The following is a 22159-nucleotide window of genomic DNA, read 5'->3' as shown; positions in this document are numbered from 1 at the left end:
GGCCTTCAAGGTGGTGTGGTCAAAGCCGGTTTGGTGGTCTGGCCCATGGCCCAACCCCACAGCCGCTCCAGTGGCCAAGGAAAAATCATGATGAGGTGTTCCACAATGGCCAGCCCGAGCAGGGTGGCCAGCATGACCCAACCGGTGGTGATGGCCACCGCGCCTTGTTGCGCCAGCCAGACCAGCCAAAACCAGGTGCCCATGGCCACGCTCATGGACAGCACAAACCACAGCGACATGCCGCTGGTGGTGCGGAAATAACTGGCCAAGTAGGCCAAGTGCTCAGGCAGGTATTGCGCGCCGTTTTGCGGCACACCAAAAAACAAATTCAGTTTGGCCGACAGGCGCATGCACCACAGCAGTGCAAAGGTGCAAATGGCCACATGGCTGGCCTGGCCCTCTTGCATCCACCACAGAACGGCAAAATTCGCCAGCAAGGCCAGCTCGTGGTAAAGCATGACTTGCACCGATTGCACAAAGCGCGCCCACCCTGTGACGCCTGTATCCAGTGGGGTTTTGCGCGGGCCGGTGATCCAGCCGGTGAGGAAGGCCAACTCGTGCCAGCCCCACATGACAATCACGCTGCCAAAGGCGAGGTAGGCGTTGAACACGCTGACCTCTTGCATGCTGTGGGCCACACCCCAAAAACTCAAAGCCAAAAGCACCGTCCAACCCGCCAGGCTGAAACGGAAGCTGCGCGCAGGCAGCCGGTCGAGCCACAAAATCACGCCCGTGCCGAGCCACCAGCACAGGGCCGTGAAAATGCAAGCCCAAACGACTTCAGTCACCATGCCGGTTCCATGCGCACCTGGGGCGACAGGTCTTGTTCAATCACCGGCATGAAGTACAGGCGGGCAAAAGTGGCCGCTGCCTTGACGGCGCACACCCCTTGTTGCAGCTTGCCGACCACACCGCCACGCGCCTTGGCTTTTTCGATGGCTTGCGACAGAGCGAACAGGCGCTCTAGGCCTCGGCGGAAGTCGGGGTGATCGGTATCCAGCGCCAGAGGGAACACCTGCTTGGTGATTTCGGTGGTGATGCGGAACACCTGGTAGTCGTACTCGCTCGAATCGAGCCCCATGGCTTCGTGCAACATGGGGCGGGTGTGGTCGCGCACGTACATGGTGGCGTAAACGGCCAGCAAGAAAAAGCGAATCCACAGCTTGTTGCCGCCGCTGAGCAACTTGGGGTTGGCCCGCATGATCAGGGCAAACGATTCACCATGGCGGAACTCGTCGTTGCACCACAGCTCAAACCAGCGGAAGATGGGGTGAAAGCGTTTTTCGGGGTGCTTTTCGAGCTGGCGGAAGATGGTGATGTAGCGCGCGTAGCCGATCTTTTCGGACAAATAGGTCGCGTAGTAAATGTATTTGGGCTTGAAGAAGGTGTACTTCTTGGTGCGCTTCAAGTTGCCCAGATCGATGCCCAAGTTGAAGTCGCGCAGCGAGAGGTTGATGAAGCCCGCGTGCCGCGATTCGTCACGCGCCAGATAGGTCATGAGCTGCTTGATATCGGGGTTGCTGACGTTCTTGCGGATCTCGTTGTAAAGCACGCAGCCGGAAAATTCAGACGTGAGCGAGCTCACCAAAAAATCCATGAACTCCTGGCGCATTTCGGGGGACAGGCTGGCCATGCCCGAGGCCACTTCGCTGGCAAAGGCTTCGTCGCGCTGGAAGTGATCATGGTTGTTGTCGCCTTCGTACTCGGCCATCATCCTGTCCCACTCGGCGCGCACCGGCTCGATGTTGATGCGGTCCATGGCCGCAAAGTCGGTGGTGTAAAAGCGCGGGCTGATCATGTCGTCGTGCACGGCCTTTTTGTTGGCATCTTCAGCGGTTTCGATGGTGTGGACGGCATTGGCGGTCATGGGCTTCTCCGGTGCGGGATGTTTCAAATTTCAGGGGACTTTGTAGCCAGCCAGTCGCAGGCTGGCAAACACGGCGGCATTGCTGGGGCCAAACGATTCGAGGTCAATGCGCTGGCCGGTGCTGGGGTCTTGCAGCGTCATGCGGCCATCGGTGCGGCCGATCAATAAAAAGGGGGCTTCTTTGCCCAGGTTTTCACGCTGGCGTTCGCGTGCCAAGGCCCGAAGGGTGCTGCGCAAAAAGCCTTGTTCACCTGAGAACTGGGCCACCTGCTGGCCCGTGCGGACGTCGAGTACGGCGATGTCACCGCTGGGCAGGTCGCGAAATTGCAGGTCGCGCTGCCACTGCACGGCGGCGTCGGGCGTGCGCGGGTCCAGGCCAGACCAGCGGGCCAGGCCCACGGCCACCAGCATGGACAGCAGCATCACGCCGATCCAGGCCATGGGTCGGTTCAGGCTGTGAGCCTGCCAGCCATGCTTGGGCAAGGTGTTCATGCCAACATGCCCTGGTTGGGTGCGTGGGCGGTTTCGCCCACAGGCGCATCACCCAAGTGCAGGCTTTGACCTGCACGTTCGGCCCGCCACAGGGCCAAGAGTTGCTCGCCCACTTGAACGCTGTTGGGGACGCAGCGCAGGGTGGGTTGGGGTTGTGTCACGTACCAAGCGCGTTGGTGCGGCCACAGGTGGGCCCAGCCGATGCGGTCTTCGGGGTGCAAGGCCAAGGCGATGTCGCCCGTGCCCGTCGCTTGGGTTTTCAATGAAGCACCCGCAATGCGTTTGAAGGGCAGATTGAAGGTCAGCGTGAGCACGATGCCAATCCGCATGACCACGCGCTTGTTGGTCAGGGTGTAGAGCGTGCTGCGTGCTGAAAACCAGGCTGTACCCAAAAGCAAGGCCAAAGCCAAGGCATACAGACTGCCAGCCACCACCAAGGGTTTCCAATCCATCGGGCCTTCTGTGGCCGTCAGGTTGATGACCTGCACCGCCAACATCAGCGCAAAGTACAGCGCGACTTTGCGAACATGAAAGGCGTGAATGGCCAAACGCTTCCAATCGGGCGCGCCCTGCCAGACCACGCGCTCGCCTTTGGGCAGGGCGCTGGGCAGGCCGGGTGCGGCTTCCCACTCGTGTTCGTGGGTGGCTTTCATATGATGGGTTCCTGGCGCTCAGGCGTCGCGTACAAGGTGCCCGCGCCGTAGTAGGCGGTGATTTTTTCTTCTTCGAGCAAGGTGATCTGCTCGTTCGATTTGGTTTGCGGCACATTCACGAATTGGTGTGCCAAGATGGCTTGCACATGGGTGCCATCTTTCTTGATGCGCGCAAAAGTCATGGGCAGCAGCACGCGCTTGTCGGAGCCAGCCAGTTGCACTTCGGCGAAGCGGAACATCATCTCCATGCGGTCCACCCACAGATCCACCACGGTACCCGCCACCTCCTTGTCAGCGCCCCAAACAGGCAAACCACGCGGGTCTACGTCTTGTTTGGCCACCGAGTGGTCAGCAGCGACGCGCAAAGGTACGATTTTCGGGTGACCGTGCGGGTCCGCGTCGGGGACGTCGGCGCGCATGGCCCAGGCGCCTGGGCCTACGCCTGCCAGCAGTGGGTCACCCACGGGTTCCAGCGGCGCGCCGTTCCAACCGTGTGTGGGCTGCGCACTGTACTCACCATCGGGTCGTGCCAAGTCAGGCGACAAGTAAGTGTGGCCGTCTTGCGTTTTGAAGGTCTTGGGCTCGGGCACGGGCGGCCAGCCTTCGATCTTGGGGCCGTTTTCGCGGCCCGAATCCATGGGGTAGCCCTCGCGGTGGTTTTCACGCAAGAGGTAGTAAATCAGCCCGGCAAAAAATGCCCAGAACATGTACAACACGATTTGGGCCACATCGATGTACTGTGTGATAGCGCCTGTTTCCATGGCTGTTCTCCTTCAAAAAATCAATGCATCAACCCGGCAGTTGCGCTAGGCCAAAGGGTTGGGGACTGCTGGCTTTTTGGGCCTCTGCGCGAGACGCCAAACGGCTGGCGCGCAGCATGGGGCCCAAGGCCACCAGCACGACAAACAACAGATACATTTCCAGGTGGTAGACGAAGCTGTAAGCGGTGATGGGGGTGACCAGCACCTCGCCCAAAGCGCCTGACATGGCCAGCACCGACACGCTGTCGCGCAACGCCCCACCCAGTGCCATGGCCGCGCCCGCGCTGGTGGCTTGCACAGCGCCCCAAGTGCCGATCACCAGACCGCCCAGTTTGCCCAGCGCACTGCCGTCTTGGGCCATGCCCATAGCGGTGACCAGCATGCCGACCGAAAACAAACCGCCGCTGAATCCGATCAGGCCCACGCCGATGCGGAACATCCAGGCGGCTTCGAGCGGACCTGAAAAAATCACCATGGCAAACGCGGGCAAGCCCAGCAGCACACCCAAGCTGGCCAAGCGGCAGGCGTGCATGCCACCCGACAGCCAGCGGGCAGAAAAAAGGAAAGCCAGCAAAGCGCCACCGGCACTCAAAGCCGTGAGGGCGCTGGTGGCGCCCACGTCGAGTTTCAGGATCTCGGCGGCGTAGGGCTCGAGCACGATGTCCTGCATGTTGAAGGCAAAGGTACCCAGAGCCAAGGTCCACAAAAAGCGGCGCATCTGCGGCTGAGCCATGAGCTCATGCCAGCTGCTGGCAAAGCCCCCGGCTTCGCGGCGACCGCGCTTGGCACCCCGAGCCTCCTGTTTCCAAAGCGAGGCCAGATTCATCACCGCCACCATGACGGCGCAGCCTTGCACCAGCTGAATGAGTTTTTGGGGGCTGAAGTCGGCGAGCAACCAGCCAAACACTGCGCTGCTGGCGATCATGCCCACCAGCAGCATGCTGTAGAGCAAGGCCACCACGCGGGGGCGCTTGTCGTCGTTGGCCAAATCGTGCGCCAGCGCCATGCCCGCAGTTTGTGTGACCTGAATGCCGGTGCCCACCAACACAAAAGCCAGGCAGGCACCCAGTTGCCCCACCCACAGGTTGGCGGCCTCGGGCTCCGACAAGAGCAGCAAGGCAAAAGGCATGATGGACAGGCCACCAAACAGCAGCAAAGTGCCGGTCCACAAATACGGAATGCGGCGCAAGCCCAGCGCCGAGGGGTGCGTGTCGCTGCGGTAACCGATCAGGGTGCGCAGCGGCGCAAAAACCATGGGAATGGCCACAGCCAAAGCCACCCACCAAGCGGGCACCTGCAGCTCCACGATCATGACCCGGTTGAGTGTGCCCACCAGCAGTGCCGTCACCATGCCGATCACGACCTGGAACAGCGACAGGCGCAAGAGGCGCGCCATCGGCAGCTCGGGCGAGGCCGCATCGGCAAACGGCATGAAGCGCGTGCCGTAAGCGGTCAGCCAGCGTGGGACCGGGATGTGCAGTTTCATGCGCGGGTCCACTCCCAGGCTTGTGAGGTGTAAAAACCGCTGGCCACGCGCTGCATGCGTGCGCCTTGCCAGCCCTGCAAATCCACATGGTTTTGCATGCGTTGCAGCAAGTCGACGTGCGCCACGGGTGACAAAGACGGTGAGCGGTCGCTGCGTGGAAACAGGCGGCCTGCGCTGTGCATCAAGGCCAAGAGCGGGGTGCGCGGCGCAAAGGTGAAGACCATGGAGCCGCGGGTGCGCTGCGCTAAACCGGCCAAAGCCTCGGCAATTTGGTCGCTGTCGTAGTGGATGAGCGAGTCCATGCAGACCACATGGTCAAAGTGGCCCAAGTCGGGGCTGAGCATGTCGCCCGACATGAATTCGACCGAGCCGGGCAGGGAGGGGTGCTCGGCCGCCATGCGTTCGGCAGCCAGCTTGACCAGGGTGGGCGATAAATCAATCGCCACGACCTCGGCACCGCGCAGCGCCGCTTGCAAGGCCAGTGCGCCGGTGCCGCAACCGGCGTCCAACACGCGCTTGCCGCGCAGGTCTTGCGGCAACCACGACAGCAGGGTCTCTCGCATGGTGTCGCGCCCGGCGCGCACGGTGGCGCGGATGCGGCCCACCGGCTCGTTCGAGGTCAATCGCGCCCAAGCATCGGCCGCGGTGCGGTCAAAGTAGTGCTCGATCTGGCTGCGGCGTTGTTCGTAGGCGGTGCTGTTCATGGCGGGGCTTTCAGGGCTTGTCTTTGGGCGCAGATCAGTCGAAACCCAGCAGGTCAAAAATATCGCGGTCTTTCATGGGAATCGACGGCAGCGCATCGGCGCCGAGCCAAAGCGCAGCGGCCAGACGCAGGTACTCGTCTTGCACGGCTTTGACAGCGGGTGTCGGCTCCAGCTCGAACAGGGTGCACTTTTGCAAACGGCTCTTGCGGATCTCGTCGAGCATGGGGAAGTGCGCCATGGTTTTGAGACCGGTGACCGCGTTGTACTTGTCGATCTGGTCGGTGGCGTCGCTGCGGTTGGCGATCACGCCGCCCAAACGCACGTTGTAGTTCTTGGCTTTGGCACCAATCGCTTGCACGATGCGGTTCATCGCAAAGATGGAGTCAAAGTCGTTGGCGGTCACGATCAGCGCCCGGTCGGCGTGTTGCAGGGGCGCGGCAAAACCGCCGCACACCACGTCGCCCAGCACGTCAAAAATCACCACGTCGGTGTCTTCCAGCAGGTGGTGCTCTTTGAGCAGTTTCACGGTCTGGCCGACCACATAGCCGCCACAACCGGTGCCCGCGGGCGGGCCACCGGCTTCCACACACATCACGCCGTTGTAGCCCTTGAAGACAAAGTCATCGAGGCGCAGTTCTTCGGCGTGAAAGTCCACCGTTTCGAGCGCGTCGATCACGGTGGGCATGAGCTTTTTGGTCAGGGTGAAGGTGGAGTCGTGCTTGGGGTCGCAGCCGATTTGCAGCACGCGCTTGCCCAGTTTGCTGAAAGCGACCGACAAGTTGGAAGAGGTCGTGCTCTTGCCAATGCCGCCTTTGCCGTAGACCGCAAACACCTTGGCGGTGCCGATCTTGACGGTGGGGTCCATCTGGAACTGCACACTGCCTTCGCCATCTGCGCCGCGTACCCTCTGGATGCTGTTCACGGGGATGCTGGTGGTTTCGATCATGCTGGGAGTCCTTCCTGTATGCCTTCAAGGCGGTCTTCAAGTTCTTCGCCGGCACGCAGCAAAGCTGACATGGTCTCGGCGTCGGGTTGCCAATACTGGCGGCGGGTGGCCTCCAGCAGGCGGTTGGCCACTTTGGCCGATGCGGTGGGGTTGAGCTGGGCCATGCGCTCGCGCATGGCAGGGTCCAGCACAAAGGTCTGGGCCAGTTGCTGGTAAACCCAGGGCTGCACTTGCCCTGTGGTGGCCGACCAGCCCATGGTGTTGGTCAGGTGCGCCTCGATCTGACGCACGCCCTCGTAGCCGTGTTGCAGCATGCTTTCGTGCCACTTGGGGTTGAGCATGCGGCTGCGGGTTTCCAAGGCCACTTGTTCGGTCAAGCTGCGCACCACGCCATCACCTTGGGTCTGGTCGCCAATGAAGACAGGCGGGGCTTCGGCGGCGTTGCCGTCACGTTGGTGCTTGGCCTGCAGGACGGCGCGGCTGATGCCGCCCAAGGTGTCGAAGTAGGTGTCGATGCTGGTCACGCCCAACTCCACCGAGTCGAGGTTTTGGTAAGTGAGCGAGACGCTCGCCAGCGCGCTTTGCAGTACGGCGGTGTTGCGCACCGGCCGGCCCTCACGCCCATAGGCAAAGCCTTTGCGCTGGGTGAAGGCGTCGCCCAGTTCGTTTTCGTTTTCCCAGCAGCTGCTGTCGATCAGGTGGTTCACGTTCGCGCCATACGCGCCTTCGGTGTTGCCAAACACGCGCAGCGCGGCGCATTCCATGTTGCTGCCTTCGTGCTCAGCCAAGTAGGCCAGGGCATGTTGGCGCACAAAGTTTTGTTCCACCGGTTCGTCGGCGCTGGCTGCCAAAAATGCGGCTTCGGCCAGCAAGCGGATTTGCATGGGCAGCAGGTCGCGGAAGATGCCCGACAAGGTGATGACCACGTCGATGCGGGGGCGGCCCAGTTCGGCCAAAGGAATCAGCTGCGCGCCAGCCAAGCGGCCGTAGCTGTCAAAGCGTGGCGCAGCGCCCATCAAGGCCAGGGCTTGCGCCATCGGGCTGCCTTCGGTCTTGAGGTTGTCGGTGCCCCACAGCACCATGGCCACGGTCTCGGGCAGCGCCTGGTGGTCTTGCTGGTAACGGGCCAAGAGTTTGTCGGCTTGGCGCATGCCATCGCGCACGGCAAAGGCAGACGGCATGCGGAAGGGGTCGAGGCCGTGCAGGTTGCGCCCGGTGGGCAGCACGTTGGCGTTGCGGATCAGGTCGCCGCCGGGGGCGGGTTGCAGGTAGCGGCCGTCGAGGGCGCGCATCAGACCTTGCATCTCGTGGTCTTCGCCCAGCAATTGGTTGCTGCGCACCAGCTGGCGCAGCGTCTCGGCCTGGGCTTTGTCGCCAGCGGGCAGTTCGGTGCTGAACTGTGCGTTCAGTTGCGCTTCGCTGGCGCCGTCGACCAAGGCTTCCATCAAAGTGGCATTTTGGGCGGCGCTCAAGCCCATGGCGTCGGCCATGACTTTGAGGGTGCCCAAACGCTGCTCGCGGGTGGGGGCTTGGCCCATGACGTGCAAGCCTTCGGGGATCAGGGCGTATTCGAGTTCGAGTAACTGGTTTTGCAGCTGCTCGATCCAGGCGGTGGGGTCATCGGTCTGTGAGGTGGGTACGGTCAGGTCGATGCTTTGAGCTTGCTCGCGAATCAGCGCCGTGAGGCTTTCGCGGTCTTGGGCTTGATCGGGGCCCATTTGCTGCCAGCGCTCTATCGATTGCTGCAGGCTGACCAGTTCTTTGTACAGGCCCGAATGCGTGAGCGAGGGCGTGAGGTAGCTCACCAGCGTGGCCGCGCCTCGGCGTTTGGCCAATGCACCTTCGGACGGGTTGTTGGCGGCGTAGAGGTAAACATTGGGCAGCGCGCCGATCAGGCGGTCTGGCCAGCACTGGGCCGACAGGCCGGTTTGTTTGCCGGGCATGAATTCGAGTGCGCCGTGCGTGCCAAAGTGCAACACCGCGTCGGCCGCGTAGTCCTCGCGCAGGTAGCGGTAGAAGGCGCTGAAGGCGTGGGTGGGGGCGCAACCGGTTTCAAACAGCAGGCGCATCGGGTCGCCTTCGTAGCCAAAACCCGGTTGCACCGTGACCACCACTTGGCCAAAGTCTGCACCTAAGACAAAGATGGACTGGCCGTTGGTCAAATGTTTGCCGGGGGCAGGGCCCCATTGCGCTTCGATCTCATTGAGCCAGCGCTCGTTTTTGACATGGTAGCCGGTGTCGATGCTGTGTAGCACATTGGCCTGCGTGCCGTACTGGCTGGCGTTGCCGTGTAGCAGGCGGTTGCGCAGCTCGTCCACGCTGTCGGGCAATGTGACTTGGTAGCCCTCGAGCGACAAGCGCTGCAAGGTGTTGAACAGCGACTGGAACACCGACAGGTAAGCTGCTGTGCCCACGCTGCCCGCGTTGGGTGGGAAGTTGAACAACACGATGGCCAGCTTGCGGTCGGCGCGCGGTTTGTCGCGCAGGCGCACCAGGCGTTCCACGCGGGCGGTGAGCATCTCGGTGCGCTCGCTGCAGGTGAACATGTCTTGGCTGCGGGGGCCGCTGGGGAAGGTGCAGCGCTTGTCGCAGCCGTGGCAGGTTTGACCGGCGGGGCCGGGGCGGCCGCCGTAGACCATGGGCAAGATCGAGCCGTCGAGTTCGGGGATGGCCACCATGATGGTGTTTTCCACCGGCAGCAGGCCACGGTTGGAGTCACCCCATTGCTCGATCGACTGGAATTCAAGCGGGTGCGCGGCGATGTAGGGCACATCGAGTTCGCTCAGGGCCACTTCGGCGGCGCTGGCGTCGTTGTAGGCCGGGCCACCGACCAGCGAAAAGCCAGTGAGCGACACCAAGGATTGGATCTTGGTGCCTGTGCCTTGCTTGAAAAAGCGGTCCATGGCCGGGCGGGCGTCGAGGCCGCTGGCAAAGGCGGGGATGACGCGCAGGCCGCGCGCTTGCAGCGAGGCGATGACCGCGTCGTAATGCGCGGTGTTGCCGGCCAACAAATACGAGCGCAACAGCAACAGGCCCACGGCGGGCTGGTCTTTGCGGCCATGGCCGGGCAAATCGCTCAGCTGTTCGCTGATGCGGTTTTTCATCTGCGGGTGGTACAGGCCCACCTCGGGGTATTCGATCGGGTCTTCCGGTTGGGCCAAAGCGCGCATCGGCTCGCGTGGGCCTTGGGCGTAGCGGTGCACGAGGGTTTTGACCAGGTGCTCGATGTTGTGCTCAGAGCCGGCCAACCAGTAGCGCATGGTCAAAAAGAACAGGCGCAGGTCTTGCGCGGTGCCGGGGATGAAGCGCAGCAGCTTGGGCAGGCGGCGCAGCATGGCCATTTGCTTGGCCCCGGCGCTTGCGGGTGCGCCGGTCTCGGCACCGGTGTCTTTGTTTTTCGCGCTGGGGCGCAGTTTTTTGAGCAAGGCCATCAGGCCACTCGATTCGCGGCCCATGACCAGCTTGCCCATGCGGGTGAGTTGGGTGACTTGCGGCGCCGACATGATGCAGACCATGGCGTCGCAGTGCTCGCGGCGCGCCTGCAGGGCGTCCAGCACCGGCAGGAAATGGTCTTCCATGAAAAGCATGGTGACGATGACCAGATCGGCTTGCGCCACGGCGGAAAGGCAAGCGGCCAAAGCCTGTTCGCTGTCGCGCCAGGCCGAGGCGCTGTGGGTTTGCAGGTGCAAGCCGGGCACATCGCGGGCCAGGCGCTCGGCAGCGCTCTCGGCGGCGCTGGCCAAGTGGCTGTCCATGGTCAGCAGCACCACGCTCATGCGCGGTGTTGTTGAAGAAGCCTGTTTACCGGCTGTAATGGGCTTTGGCATCGTAGAGCGTCTCCACGGTGATGGTCGCCACGCCCTGGTCTTGGGCAAATCGCTCGGTATTGCGGCGCGCTTTGCCCCGCACAAAGAACGGGATCTTGCCCAGCTCCTTTTCGGCTTCGGGGCTCCAGGTGGCCTGGTTCGAAGCGGCTTGGGCGGGGACAGCGACCTTATGAACGCTGTCGGTGGTCAGGGTGTCGGTGCGGGCGGGTGCCTTTGCCAGCGCGGCTGCCGTTTCTGAAACAACTGCTGCAGCCACATGCGCAGGCACAGCTGGGGCCAGGTTTTCAGCCGCTGGACGCGTGCTGCCCAAATGCGAGGGTGCCGCTCCGGCGTGGAACTCGAAGTCTTCGCGGAACATGCCGATCAGGTGTTCTTCCAGGCCCATCATCAGTGGGTGCACCCAGGTGTCGAACAGCACGTTGGCGCCTTCAAAACCCATTTGTGGCGCGTAGCGTGCGGGGAAGTCCTGCACATGCACCGGGGCCGAAATCACCGCGCAGGGGATGCCCTGGCGCTTGGCGATGTGGCGCTCCATTTGCGTGCCCAAGATCAGCTCGGGCTGCAGCGCGTTGATCTGGGTTTCGACTTCCAGGTAGTCGTCGGTGATCAGGGCCTCGACGCCGTAGCGTTTGCCGCAATCGCGCACTTCGCGGGCAAATTCGCGGCTGTAGCTGCCCAGGCCCACCACCTCAAATCCCATCTCTTGGCTGGCAATGCGGGCGGCAGCCACCACGTGCGTAGCGTCGCCAAAGATATAAACCCGCTTGCCGGTCAGGTAGGTTGAGTCGACCGATTTGGCGTACCAGTGGGCGTGCGCGTTGTTGGGGTCTTGCGCAGGCTGGGGCAGGCCGGTCAATGCACATACTTCGGCGATGAAGTCGCGTGTGGCGTGGCTGCCCAAGGGCACGGTCTTGGTGTAAGGCTGGTCAAACTGGCGCTGCAACCATTGGGCAGCAGCCAGCCCAATCTCAGGGTAAAGCACCACGTTGAAGTCGGCTTCGGCCAGTTTTTGCATATCGGCCACGCTGGCGCTCAAGGGCGCGACCACGGCCACGTCCACGCCGAGTTGGTTCAGCAGCTGTGTGATTTCCTTGACGTCGTCGCGGTGGCGAAAACCCAATGCGCTGGGGCCCAAGATGTTGCAGCTGGGGCGTGCTTTGGCGGGTTTGTTGGTTGTTTCGGATTTGGCTTCAGGTTTGTGCACCAGGTGGCGGCACAGTTGGTAGAAGGTTTCGCTCGCGCCCCAGTTTTCCTTGCGCTGGTAAGACGGCAGCTCCAAGGCCACCACGGGGATTGTCAGTTGCAGGGCTTGGGCCAAGCCACCCGGGTCGTCCTGAATCAGCTCGGCCGTGCAAGATGAGCCGACCAGCATGGCAGCCGGGTTGAAGCGCGCCATGGCTTGGCGGGCAGCGTCTTTGAAGAGTTCGGCCGTGTCGCCGCCCAGATCACGCGCCTGGAAGGTGGTGTAAGTGACGGGAGGACGGCGCGGTAGGCGCTCGATCATGGTGAACAGCAGGTCGGCGTAGGTGTCGCCTTGGGGGGCGTGCAGCACGTAGTGCACATCCGTCATGGCGGTGGCCACGCGCATCGCGCCCACATGGGGCGGTCCTTCGTAAGTCCAGAGCGTCAGTTGCATGGGGTGTTCCTGCGCTTTCAGGCCGCCAGCTTCAGGCGACGTTTGAGTGGGCGGCTGAACAGACCGGCCAAATCGGTCGCCTGTTCATAGCCTTGAATGGGGGTGAAGACCAACTCGATGGCCCACTTGGTGGTGATGCCTTGGGCCTCCAGCGGGTTGGCCAAACCGAGACCGCAGACCACGAGGTCGGGGGCATCGGCGATGCAACGGTCGAGCTGCAGGTCCACGTCCTGGCCTTCGCTGATGCGGGTGCCTGTGGGGATGAGCGCGAGTTCGGCGGCCATGTGCTGACGGTGCAAATAGGGCGTGCCCACCTCCACCAGTTCCATGCCCAATTCGCGGTTGACAAATCGCGCCAGCGGGATTTCGAGCTGCGAGTCGGGAAAGAAAAAGATGCGTTGGCCTTGCAGCATCTGGCGCTGTACGGCCATGGCTTTTTCGGCGCGCTGGCGGGGTGCGGCGGTGGCTTGTTCAAACACCTCTGGGACCACACCAAACTCGGTCGCGGCCGCTTGCAGCCAAGCGGTCGTGCCTTCCACGCCCAGCGGGAAGGGTGCGGCCAGGTGCTGTGCGCCGCGCGATTGCAGGGCGCGGGCGGTGTCGGCCAAGAAGGGCTGCGCCAGCAAATAGCGGGTGCCCGGGCCAACCACGGGCATGGCCTGGCTGTTGCGCGGTGGGAAGAAGTTGACTTGCAGACCCATGCGATCAAAGAGGCTGCGCATCTGGTCTTCGACCACATCGGCCAGGGTGCCCACCACCATCAAGGCGGGTGCGGTGTCGGTGCTGGCGGGCAGGCCGGGGACCATGGCTGCCAGGCAAGCGTCTTCGCCCTGGGTGAAGGTGGTTTCAATGCCGCTGCCCGAGTAGTTGAGCACGCGCACCTTGGGGTGGTGGATCTGGTTTTGGCGCTCGGCAGCGCGTGACAAGTCGAGCTTGATGACTTCTGAAGGGCAAGAGCCCACCAAAAACAACAAGCGGATGTCAGGGCGGCGTGCCAGCAACTGGCCGACCACGCGGTCGAGCTCTTCGTGCACATCGGCCAAACCGGCCAAGTCTCGCTCGTCGATGATGGCGGTGCCAAAGCGGGGCTCTGCAAAAATCATCACCCCCGCGGCCGACTGGATCAGGTGGGCGCAAGTGCGAGAGCCCACCACCAAAAAGAAAGCGTCTTGAATTTTGCGGTGCAGCCAAATGATGCCGGTCAGGCCGCAAAACACCTCGCGCTGGCCGCGTTCGACCAAAGGCACGACGTCGGTGCAACCCGTGGTTGCAGCGGAGGTTTCGGCGCGGATCGGGATGACAGTGCTCATGTGCTGGCCTGTGCGCCCGTGTCGGGCATAGAAGGGGTGGGTTTTTGTAGCCGCGCCATGCGCAGCTTGCGGATGTATTGCGCAGCGTTGATGGCGTAACTGCCATACGCAGCCAGGGCCAGCAGCAGCTGGTCGGTGGGGCTCCACAGCCCTTGCCACCAAACCCAAAGGTAGGCGGTGTGCAGGGCCAGCACCCCCATGCTGACCACGTCTTCCCAATAGAACGCGGGGGCAAACAGGTATTGGCCGAAGACCACTTTTTCCCAGATCGCGCCGGTGACCATGATGGCGTAAAGCACCAAGGTCTTGATCACCACCGAGGCCAGGGCCCAATCGGTGTGCTCGCCCGTTTGCAGGCTGTTGATCACCAGATACAAACTGATGCCGAAGATCAGGAACTGCACTGGGGCCAAGATGCCTTGCACCAGTGTCCAGGCAGTCGCATCTCGCCGGGCGCGTTGCGCTGGCGTGTACAAAACCTGGTCGGATGAAGCGGACATGGACTGTTTGGCGATGTGGGAAGATTGGCTTTGAATGTAAGTCTGGATATACAGTGTGTCAACATAAATTGACAATATTTTAAGTGATCAGGGTTTACACTAGATACAATGCGCTGAAATCAAACCACACTCAAGCCTGTGTTGGATGGGGTCATGAGGATGGCTTCATCCCCCTTCTTGCGACGAGCACTCCGACGCCCCGGAGCCTGCCGCTGGTGTATCCTTTTGATGATCGGTGCTTGTCATGGCCAAATTCAATTTCGAAAATTCTCAGTCCCCACCCTTGGTGCAAGGGGTGATGACTCTCCCGGAAGCCTTGCGGCAAGGCTCGCCTGTGGGCCCACGCTTGGTAGGCGGCACCTCATTTGCGGGCAAATCGGCCATTGACTTGGGGCAAATTCAAATCCTCGCGCAAGCCTGTTTGCAGGGCTTGGATGCGGCAAGGCAGGTGGTGTTTGGTTGGCAGCGCCAAGGCCAGTCGCTGGAGGACATCTACATACAAGGCATCACGCCCTGTGCCCGCCTCTTGGGGGACTGGTGGTGTTCGGACCGCTTGGATTTCGCCATGACCACCATTGCGTCCTCTCATCTCCAGCAGCTGCTGCACGATTTCAGTGCGGAGTTTCTCCAAGAGACGCCTCAGCAGCGCAACGGCCTGAGTTTGCTTTTGTTGACCGAGCCAGGGGCTCAGCACAGCATGGGATTGTTCATGCTCAGTGAGTTTTTCAAACGCGCCGGCTGGGTGGTCACGGTGGCCGTGCCCCAAGACGTGGCGGATTTCAAAAAACTGTTTGTGTCCGATTGGTTCGATGCGGTGGGCATTTCGGTCAGCACCGACCGGCATTTGGGCACCCTGCAGACCTTGCTCCCACAGCTGCGTGAAGCGTCAGACAACCTGAACCTGCAAGTATTTGTGGGTGGCCCCATGGCATTCCAGGCGCCCGACTTGATCAAAGGGCTGCCCGCTCAAGTGGTCGCTGAGGATGCGCCTGAGACGGTGGCGTGTATCACAAAAGGGATGCTTTTGACACCCGCAGGGGCCACATAAATTGTCAAATCGATTATTTTTAATGAATTCAAAACCCATCTCCTCGGGATTCCGTGGGCTGCATCGGCCTATACTCGGCGGACATATACAAGTGTCAACTTCCTGATGTTCAAACCTGTTTGATTTAATACATGAAGCTTCCCTCTTTGGACCCATCCACCTTCTCTCAGTTGCTGGGTGTGGTGTCTGATGTCACCTTGGTCATGGACCCGCAAGGAGTGATCGAAGACGTGTCTACCGGGCGTGACACCTTGGCTTCTTTGGGTTGCCAGACCTGGATCGGTCGTCGCTGGATCGACACGGTCACCAGCGAGAGTCGCGCGAAAGTCCAAGAAATGTTGCTGTCGCAAGGCGTCCCAGAGGTGATGCGCTGGCGGCATGTCAACCACATGTCTCCCTTAGGCAATGAGGTGGCCCTGCAGTATGTGGTGCTGCCCTTGGCCGGCGGCAAGTTGCTGGCCATGGGCCGAGACCTCGAAAGTCTGGCCGAATTGCAGCGCCGACTGGTCGAGACCCAGCAGTCGATGGAGCGCGACTATTTGCGTCTGCGCCACATCGAGGCGCGCTACCGCGTGTTGTTCGACACTTCTTCTGAAGCGGTTTTGATGGTGGACGCCAGCACACAACGCGTGCTGGAGGCCAATGTGGGTGCGCAAGCTTTGCTCAAGGATGCGGGCAAACGATTGGTCGGTCGTGACGTGCGTGAATGTTTTGAGGGCGAGAGCCAGGGTGAAGTTCAGTCTTTGCTGCGCATGGCGCTGGCCACGGGCCGCATCGAGATGTGCGCGGCCCGCGTGGCGGGCTTGCCAACAGCCTGGACCGTGTCGGCCACCGTGTTCCGCCAAGAAGGCGGGGCGCAGTTTTTGGTGCGTTTGGTCACACGTGAGGCCACGGACCTGGCCCATCAAGATCCAGGTTCATCGGCTGCCTTGAGCGAGGCCATGGAGCGTTTCCCAGATGGCTGGTTGCTGACAGACACCACGGGCGTGATCAAAAGTGTCAACGAAGAAGGCATGGCTTTGCTGGGCCTGACCGCGTCGTCTCAGGTGGTGGGCCAAAACCTGGAGCGCTGGTTGTTGAGGGGTGCTGTGGACTGGGGTGTGTTGCACACCAGTTTGCGTCAACAGTTGCCTGTGCGAAATTTTGCGACTGAAGTCCGCACCCTGTCGGGCATGACGCTGCCGGTTGAGGTGTCGGCGGTGTGCCTGGCCCGACCCGAGCCGATGTTTGCCTTTTTTGTACGTGACATGGACCGCCGCTTGCAGGGCGGCGCCTCTGTGTCGCAAAGCCAAGCCAATCCCTTTTCCGAGTTGTCGCAATTGGTGGGGCGCCGCCCGATCAAGGACATCGTGGGCGAGACGGTGGACACCATCGAGCGCTTGTGCATTGAAGCGGCTTTGGAATTGACCCACAACAACCGCGCTTCGGCCGCGGAAATGCTGGGTTTGTCACGCCAAAGTCTCTACGTCAAGTTGCGCCGCTTTGGCATGGTGGCCGAAGCCGAAACCGACAACCCCTGAAGACTGTCAATTAAAATTGACGATGAGTGTCAATCCTGGTTGACATTTATAAATCTCTCTTCACAATCGGGGCATGGACACCCCGCCACTGGCCCACACGCCCCCTTCTCAGGCTTCTCTTGCAAGCGCAGTGCATGCCGCACGGGTGGCGCCGCTCAGCCGGCCCTCTTGGCGCACGGTGGCCGAATTGCTCAAGCCCATCACCTGGTTCCCACCCATGTGGGCCTTTGCCTGCGGCGTGGTGGCCTCGGGCCAAGACATTGGCGCCAACTGGGCTTTGTTGCTTTTGGGTCTGGTGCTGACGGGCCCCTTGGTGTGCGCCAGCAGCCAGGCGGTGAACGACTGGTTTGACCGGCACGTGGACGCCATCAACGAACCCAACCGCCCCATCCCTTCAGGGCGCATGCCCGGTCGTTGGGGGCTGGGCATTGCCATTGCTTGGACGGTGCTGTCGCTGATCTGGGCCACGCTCATGGGGCCTTGGGGTTTTGCGGCCTGCGCCTTGGCCATTGCGCTGTCTTGGGCTTACAGCGCGCCGCCGGTGCGTCTGAAAAACAACGGTTGGTGGGGTAATTCCGCTTGCGCATTGAGTTACGAAGGCCTCGCGTGGCTCACCGGCACGGCCGTGATGCTGGGCGGGGCTTGGCCTGGCCCGCATTCGGTGGCGCTGGCGTTGCTTTACAGCGTGGGTGCGCACGGCATCATGACGCTGAACGATTTCAAGGCCATTGAGGGCGATCGCCGCATGGGTGTGGCCTCGCTGCCGGTGCAGCTGGGTGCACATGGTGCAGCCCGCATGGCTTGCGTGTTCATGCTGGTGCCGCAGGTGGTCGTGGCCTTGCTGCTGGCCCACTGGCAGTTGCCATGGCACTCGTCAGCTGTCTTGGCTCTGGCGGTATTGCAAGGGCCCTTGATGCTCAAATTTTTGCGCCAGCCGGTTGAGCGTGCTTTGCATGTGTCGGCCTTTGGTGTGCCGCTTTTCGTCAGCGGCATGATGGTCAGCGCTTGGGGCTTGCGCCAGCTCAGTTTGTTGCAACAGACGGTGGGGGTCGCATGAGCACGGCCTTGAACCCCTCGATGTTTGGTTGGTTCCAAATCATCCGTTTGGGTCTGATTCAGGCCTGTCTGGGCGCGGTGGTGGTGGTGACCACGTCCACACTCAACCGCATCATGGTGGTCGAACTGGCGCTGCCCGCTTTGTTACCCGGCTTTTTGGTGGCCTGGCATTACGCGGTGCAAATGGTGCGCCCGCGCATGGGTTTTGGTGCCGACAAGGGACGGCGCAGCACGCCCTGGATGTTGGGCGGCATGCTGGTGCTAGGCGTGGGTGGCGTAATGGCCGCTTGGGCCACCGTCTGGATGGCGACGCAGCCTCTTTATGGCGCGCTGCTGGCTTGGTTGTCTTTCAGTTTGATTGGCCTCGGTGTCAGTGCCTGCGGCACGTCACTGTTGACCCTGATGGCCAAGCGCGTGCCCGACGAGCGCCGAGCACCTGCGGCCACCACCGTGTGGCTGATGATGATCGTGGGCTTTGCGGTCACTGCCGGTGTGGTGGGCAAGCTGATCGATCCTTACAGCCCGCAGGTGCTGCTGCAAGTTTCGGCTGGGCTGAGTGTGGTCACTGCATGCATCACGGCGCTGTGTTTGTGGGGCTTGGAAAAAGAGCTTGACCCCTCACTGGTTGTGGCGCCGAGCGGCAACACCGAGCGCCTGCAAAAGCAAAATTTCAAAGAGGCCTTCCAAGAGGTCTGGGCCGATCCTTCAGCGCGCACCTTCACCGTGTTTGTGTTCATGTCCATGCTGGCCTACAGCGCGCAAGATTTGATCTTGGAGCCCTTCGCGGGCGCGGTGCATGGCTTCACGCCGGGCCAGACCACGCAGTTGTCAGGCTGGCACCACATGGGGGTGCTGGTGGGCATGCTGGCGGTGGCCGGCGCAGGCTCACGCTGGGTGGCGGGGCGCCTGGGATCGGTGCAAGCCTGGATGGTCGGCGGCTGTTTGTTCTCGGCCTTGGCCACGGTGGGCTTGGTCAGCTCCGCGCTGTCGGTCGATTGGCCGCTCAAGGCCAATGTGGTGTTTCTAGGCGTGGCCAACGGCGCGTTCTCCATCGCGGCCATCGCCACCATGATGCGCTTGGCCGGTCAGGGCGAGGGCGGCAGCGGTAGGGGCCGCGAAGGCACGCGCATGGGTTTGTGGGGCGCGGCGCAAGCGGCGGCCTTTGGCTTGGGCGGTTTGCTGGGCACGGCTGCCAGCGACTTGGCCCATGCCTTGTTGGGTGAACAGCGCACGGCTTATGCGGCTGTGTTTGGCTTGCAAGCGCTCATGTTTGCGGTTTCGGCTGCGGTGGCTGTGCGCCTGCGTGCCGGGCCCGCGCAGCGTCAGCCCTTGCGTTTTGATGGTCCCGTATTACTCAAAGGTGGGTCAAGCTCATGAACCAAACCGATTACGACTTTGTGGTGGTGGGCGGAGGGCCTTCGGGCGCTACTGCGGCACACGACCTGGTGCGCCAAGGTTGGCGTGTTTTGTTGCTGGACCGTCAAGGCCGCACCAAACCCTGCGGCGGGGCGATACCGCCGCGCCTGATCAAGGACTTTGACATCCCTGACCACCTGCTGGTGGCCAAGGTGCGTTGCGCCCGCATGATCTCACCAGCCGACAACAAGGTCGACATCCCGATCGACAACGGTTATGTGGGCATGGTGGACCGCGACGAGTTCGACGAGTATTTGCGCGAACGCGCAGCCCAATCGGGGGCCGTGCGCTGCCAAGCAATTTTTGACAAGCTGCAGCACGACGACGGCGGCCAGTTGTGGGTGCACTACACCCCGGTCACGGCCAAAGAGCACGCTGCAGCCGAGCATGCACAGCCCGTCAAGGTGTCGACCCGCATGGTGGTGGGGGCCGATGGTGCGCGCTCAGAAGTCGCGCGCCAAGCCATTCCCAACGCCCACAAAACCAAATACGTGTTCGCGTACCACGAGATCATCGAGTCGCCTGTGGGCCAGCCCGGCTACGACGCGGCGCGCTGCGATGTGTACTACCAAGGTGAGGTCTCGCCCGACTTTTATGGCTGGGTGTTTCCGCACGGCAAGACCATGAGCGTGGGCATGGGCAGTGCTGACAAGGGGTACTCTCTTCGCAGTGCCACGGCGCGCTTGCGCGAGATTGCTGGCCTGACCCATGCACCTACTCTGCGCCGCGAAGGCGCACCCATTCCGCTCAAACCGCTGCCCCAATGGGACAACGGCCGGGATGTGGTGGTGATCGGCGACGCCGCGGGTGTGGTGGCCCCGTCCTCTGGCGAAGGCATTTATTACGCGATGGATTGCGCGCGGCGTGTGTCGCAAGCCGCACACCAGGCCCTCAAAACCGGCAACAGCGCTTGCCTGAAGCAAGGCCGCAAGAGCTTCATGAAGCAACATGGCCGCGTGTTCTGGATCTTGGGCGTGATGCAGTACTTCTGGTACCAAAACGACAAACGCCGCGAAAAGTTCGTCAAGATCTGCGAAGACCGCGACGTGCAGCGCCTGACGTTTGAGTCCTACATGAACAAAGAATTGGCACGCAAGGACCCCATGGCGCACGTGCGCATCTTTTTGAAGGACATGGCCCATTTGTTAGGTTTGGCACGCACATGAGGTCTGAGTGAACCAGCACCCCGAACACGGCTTGCTGATGTCAACCCTGGGGCGCACCCATAAAGGGTCTCTGCGCACCCTGCTCCTGGCCTTTGTGCTCAGCTACGGCACAGCGGGCATCGGCGCGGCCCTGACCGAGTTGGGGCCTTGGTACTTCGCTTTACGCCACCCCCCTTGGAAGCCTCCTGACGCCGCTTTTGGTGTCATCTGGAGCACCATTTTCACCTTGTGCGCCATCAGCGCTTGGCTGGCTTGGCAAGCGGCCGACACGCTGGCCCTGCGCCGCCGTGTGTTGGGCTTGTTTGGGGTGAACGCGGTGCTGAACGTCCTGTGGAGTGCGCTCTACTTCAAGTTGCAGCGGCCTGATTGGGCGCTCTTTGAGGTGGTGTTCTTGTGGCTCTCGATCCTGGCTTTGGTCATGGGCTTGTGGCGTCTGTCGCGCTGGGCCAGTTTGTTGCTCGTCACGTATTGGATTTGGGTCAGTATTGCGGCGGTGCTGAATGTGCAAACCGTGATGCTGAATGGCCCTTTTGGTACAAAGCTCTGATATGAACTCTTTGTCGCGCGTGGCCCGCGCCCCATGAAAAGGCTTGCCAGTGTGTTGGCCCTGACTGTCTTGACTGCCTTGTCTTTGTGGCTTTGGACGCCCGATGTGCCGCGCGCGACCTTGGAGGCGCGTTATTTGGCCGTCCCTGCCGACATGCGCAGTGTGGGTCCGTGGCAACTGCATGTGCGTCAAAGCGGTCCGGCCGACGCTCCGGCGGTGGTGTTGTTGCATGGCTTTGGTTCAAGCCTGCAAACTTGGGATGCGTGGGCCAAAGCGCTGTCTGCCACCCACCGAGTGGTGCGCATCGATTTGCCGGGCAGTGGTTTGAGCCCACCCGATCCTGCACACGATTACCGAGATGCGCGCAGCTTGGACATGCTGATCGCCTTGATGGACAGTCTGGACTTGCAACGTGCCAGCTGGGTTGGCCATTCAATGGGCGGACGCATCGCTTGGACTTTAGCTGCCCGTTATCCAGATCGTGTGGACAAACTGGTGCTGGTGGCGCCCGATGGCTTTGCCAGTTTTGGTTTTGATTACGGCAAGCCCATGGATGTGCCTGCCACATTGGGCCTCATGCGCCATGTCTTGCCCAAGGCTTTGCTGCGCATGAATTTGCAATCGGCCTATGCCCGGCCAGACAGCCTGAGCGACGCGGTGACCACCCGTTACCACGATTTGATCTTGGCCCCAGGGGCACGCCAAGCCATGTTGGACCGATTGAAGCAGACGGTGTTGCAAGAGCCCTTGCCGCTGTTGCGCCAAATCAAGGCCCCAACGCTGCTGGTGTGGGGTGAGGCCGACGCCATGATTCCTGTGAGCAACGCTCAGGATTTTTTACAAGCCATTGCAGGCAGTCGTTTGGTGTCTTGGCCCCAAGTGGGGCATTTGCCACAAGAAGAAGCGGCCGAGGTGTCACAACAAGCGGTGACCGAATTTTTACGCTGAGCCGCTTCAGGTGATCCGGATGCCCACTTGCAAGATGTGGTTGCCTTCGGTGGCGCGCACACTGACCTCGGCTTTGCCCAGATGGGCTGTGTCACCTTCGACCGGCGGGCGGTGCAAGCTCTCAGCCAGCCATTGGCCAATGGTTTTGTCTGAATCGCAAGGCAGTTCCAGCCCATAAAACATGCACAGGTCGCCCATGGAGGTGCTGGCGGCCAGCACAAAGTCACCGAAGACCAAGCGGGCGTGTTCGGTGTCGTCCAGGTCGGGCAAGACCAC

20 protein-coding genes are annotated in these 22159 nt (G+C 61.8%); 7 read left to right on the top strand and 13 right to left on the bottom strand.

All coding sequences use genetic code 11. The features are described 5' to 3' along the window. Positions 1-5 precede the first annotated feature (5 nt). Genes puhE through bchF form a run of 12 tightly spaced genes read right to left on the bottom strand, consistent with a single transcriptional unit; the run spans position 6 to position 14182 of the window. Positions 6-791 carry a putative photosynthetic complex assembly protein PuhE gene (gene puhE, locus ABWQ00_RS08420; RefSeq protein WP_353238224.1) on the bottom strand — a complete coding sequence of 262 codons (786 nt, stop codon included), beginning with the start codon at positions 789-791 and terminating at the stop codon, positions 6-8. Beyond that, entirely contained in the window at positions 785-1867 is a 1083-nt protein-coding gene (acsF, locus tag ABWQ00_RS08415) for a magnesium-protoporphyrin IX monomethyl ester (oxidative) cyclase (protein WP_353238223.1), read from the bottom strand. The genes puhE and acsF overlap by 7 nt, the downstream gene beginning before the upstream one ends. A 30-nt stretch (positions 1868-1897) precedes the next feature. Continuing rightward, positions 1898-2359 carry a photosynthetic complex assembly protein PuhC gene (gene puhC / locus ABWQ00_RS08410; RefSeq protein WP_353238222.1) on the bottom strand — a complete coding sequence of 154 codons (462 nt, stop codon included), beginning with the start codon at positions 2357-2359 and terminating at the stop codon, positions 1898-1900. Further along, a complete protein-coding gene (gene puhB / locus ABWQ00_RS08405; RefSeq protein ID WP_353238221.1) occupies positions 2356-3012 on the bottom strand; it encodes a photosynthetic complex putative assembly protein PuhB in 657 nt (218 codons plus the stop codon). Before puhB ends, puhC begins: the two co-directional genes overlap by 4 nt. Further along, positions 3009-3773 carry a photosynthetic reaction center subunit H gene (gene puhA / locus ABWQ00_RS08400; protein WP_353238220.1) on the bottom strand — a complete coding sequence of 255 codons (765 nt, stop codon included), beginning with the start codon at positions 3771-3773 and terminating at the stop codon, positions 3009-3011. The genes puhB and puhA overlap by 4 nt, the downstream gene beginning before the upstream one ends. A 28-nt stretch (positions 3774-3801) precedes the next feature. Then, positions 3802-5259 carry a BCD family MFS transporter gene (locus ABWQ00_RS08395; RefSeq protein WP_353238219.1) on the bottom strand — a complete coding sequence of 486 codons (1458 nt, stop codon included), beginning with the start codon at positions 5257-5259 and terminating at the stop codon, positions 3802-3804. Beyond that, a complete protein-coding gene (gene bchM, locus ABWQ00_RS08390; RefSeq protein WP_353238218.1) occupies positions 5256-5963 on the bottom strand; it encodes a magnesium protoporphyrin IX methyltransferase in 708 nt (235 codons plus the stop codon). The genes ABWQ00_RS08395 and bchM overlap by 4 nt, the downstream gene beginning before the upstream one ends. Before the next feature lie 34 nt (positions 5964-5997). Next, entirely contained in the window at positions 5998-6909 is a 912-nt protein-coding gene (bchL, locus tag ABWQ00_RS08385; RefSeq protein ID WP_019425988.1) for a ferredoxin:protochlorophyllide reductase (ATP-dependent) iron-sulfur ATP-binding protein, read from the bottom strand. Next, entirely contained in the window at positions 6906-10736 is a 3831-nt protein-coding gene (locus tag ABWQ00_RS08380) for a magnesium chelatase subunit H (RefSeq protein WP_353238217.1), read from the bottom strand. Before ABWQ00_RS08380 ends, bchL begins: the two co-directional genes overlap by 4 nt. Continuing rightward, positions 10711-12372, bottom strand: coding sequence for a ferredoxin:protochlorophyllide reductase (ATP-dependent) subunit B (bchB, locus tag ABWQ00_RS08375; RefSeq protein WP_353238216.1), 1662 nt, complete (start codon positions 12370-12372; stop codon positions 10711-10713). The genes ABWQ00_RS08380 and bchB overlap by 26 nt, the downstream gene beginning before the upstream one ends. 17 nt (positions 12373-12389) lie before the next feature. Beyond that, positions 12390-13682: a ferredoxin:protochlorophyllide reductase (ATP-dependent) subunit N gene (locus tag ABWQ00_RS08370; RefSeq protein WP_353238215.1), complete on the bottom strand. Its 1293-nt coding sequence runs from the start codon at positions 13680-13682 to the stop codon at positions 12390-12392. Beyond that, positions 13679-14182 (bottom strand): 2-vinyl bacteriochlorophyllide hydratase, encoded by a 504-nt coding sequence (gene bchF / locus ABWQ00_RS08365; RefSeq protein ID WP_353238214.1) that lies wholly within the window; start codon positions 14180-14182, stop codon positions 13679-13681. Before bchF ends, ABWQ00_RS08370 begins: the two co-directional genes overlap by 4 nt. A gap of 244 nt (positions 14183-14426) precedes the next feature. Between bchF and ABWQ00_RS08360 the strand changes: the two genes are divergently transcribed. The 7 genes from ABWQ00_RS08360 (at position 14427) to ABWQ00_RS08330 (ending at position 21883) form a co-directional block, all read left to right on the top strand. Further along, the gene (locus ABWQ00_RS08360; protein ID WP_353238213.1) at positions 14427-15230 is read left to right on the top strand and encodes a cobalamin B12-binding domain-containing protein; all 804 of its coding nucleotides are present in this window, start codon (positions 14427-14429) and stop codon (positions 15228-15230) included. Between the two features lie 131 nt (positions 15231-15361). Continuing rightward, complete coding sequence (gene ppsR / locus ABWQ00_RS08355; RefSeq protein ID WP_353238212.1) at positions 15362-16750, top strand: transcriptional regulator PpsR; 1389 nt, start codon at positions 15362-15364, stop codon at positions 16748-16750. Positions 16751-16823: 73 nt separating this feature from the next. Beyond that, entirely contained in the window at positions 16824-17807 is a 984-nt protein-coding gene (gene chlG / locus ABWQ00_RS08350) for a chlorophyll synthase ChlG (RefSeq protein WP_353238211.1), read from the top strand. Next, the gene (locus ABWQ00_RS08345; RefSeq protein WP_353238210.1) at positions 17804-19183 is read left to right on the top strand and encodes a BCD family MFS transporter; all 1380 of its coding nucleotides are present in this window, start codon (positions 17804-17806) and stop codon (positions 19181-19183) included. Before chlG ends, ABWQ00_RS08345 begins: the two co-directional genes overlap by 4 nt. Then, positions 19180-20388 carry a geranylgeranyl diphosphate reductase gene (locus tag ABWQ00_RS08340; protein ID WP_353238209.1) on the top strand — a complete coding sequence of 403 codons (1209 nt, stop codon included), beginning with the start codon at positions 19180-19182 and terminating at the stop codon, positions 20386-20388. Before ABWQ00_RS08345 ends, ABWQ00_RS08340 begins: the two co-directional genes overlap by 4 nt. 7 nt (positions 20389-20395) lie before the next feature. After that, positions 20396-20935 (top strand): TspO/MBR family protein, encoded by a 540-nt coding sequence (locus ABWQ00_RS08335; RefSeq protein ID WP_353238208.1) that lies wholly within the window; start codon positions 20396-20398, stop codon positions 20933-20935. A gap of 33 nt (positions 20936-20968) precedes the next feature. After that, entirely contained in the window at positions 20969-21883 is a 915-nt protein-coding gene (locus tag ABWQ00_RS08330; RefSeq protein ID WP_353238207.1) for an alpha/beta fold hydrolase, read from the top strand. Positions 21884-21889: 6 nt separating this feature from the next. On the opposite strand, the gene ABWQ00_RS08325 is transcribed toward ABWQ00_RS08330, so the two are convergent. Beyond that, the gene (locus tag ABWQ00_RS08325) at positions 21890-22102 is read right to left on the bottom strand and encodes an HlyC/CorC family transporter associated domain-containing protein (RefSeq protein ID WP_353238277.1); all 213 of its coding nucleotides are present in this window, start codon (positions 22100-22102) and stop codon (positions 21890-21892) included. Between the last annotated feature and the right edge of the window lie 57 nt (positions 22103-22159).

Origin of the sequence: Limnohabitans sp., from assembly GCF_040400975.1 — a bacterium.
Classification (GTDB): domain Bacteria; phylum Pseudomonadota; class Gammaproteobacteria; order Burkholderiales; family Burkholderiaceae_C; genus Limnohabitans_A.
The sequence above is the reverse complement of the archived record's forward strand: the minus strand, read 5'-3'. Positions and strand labels throughout refer to the sequence as shown.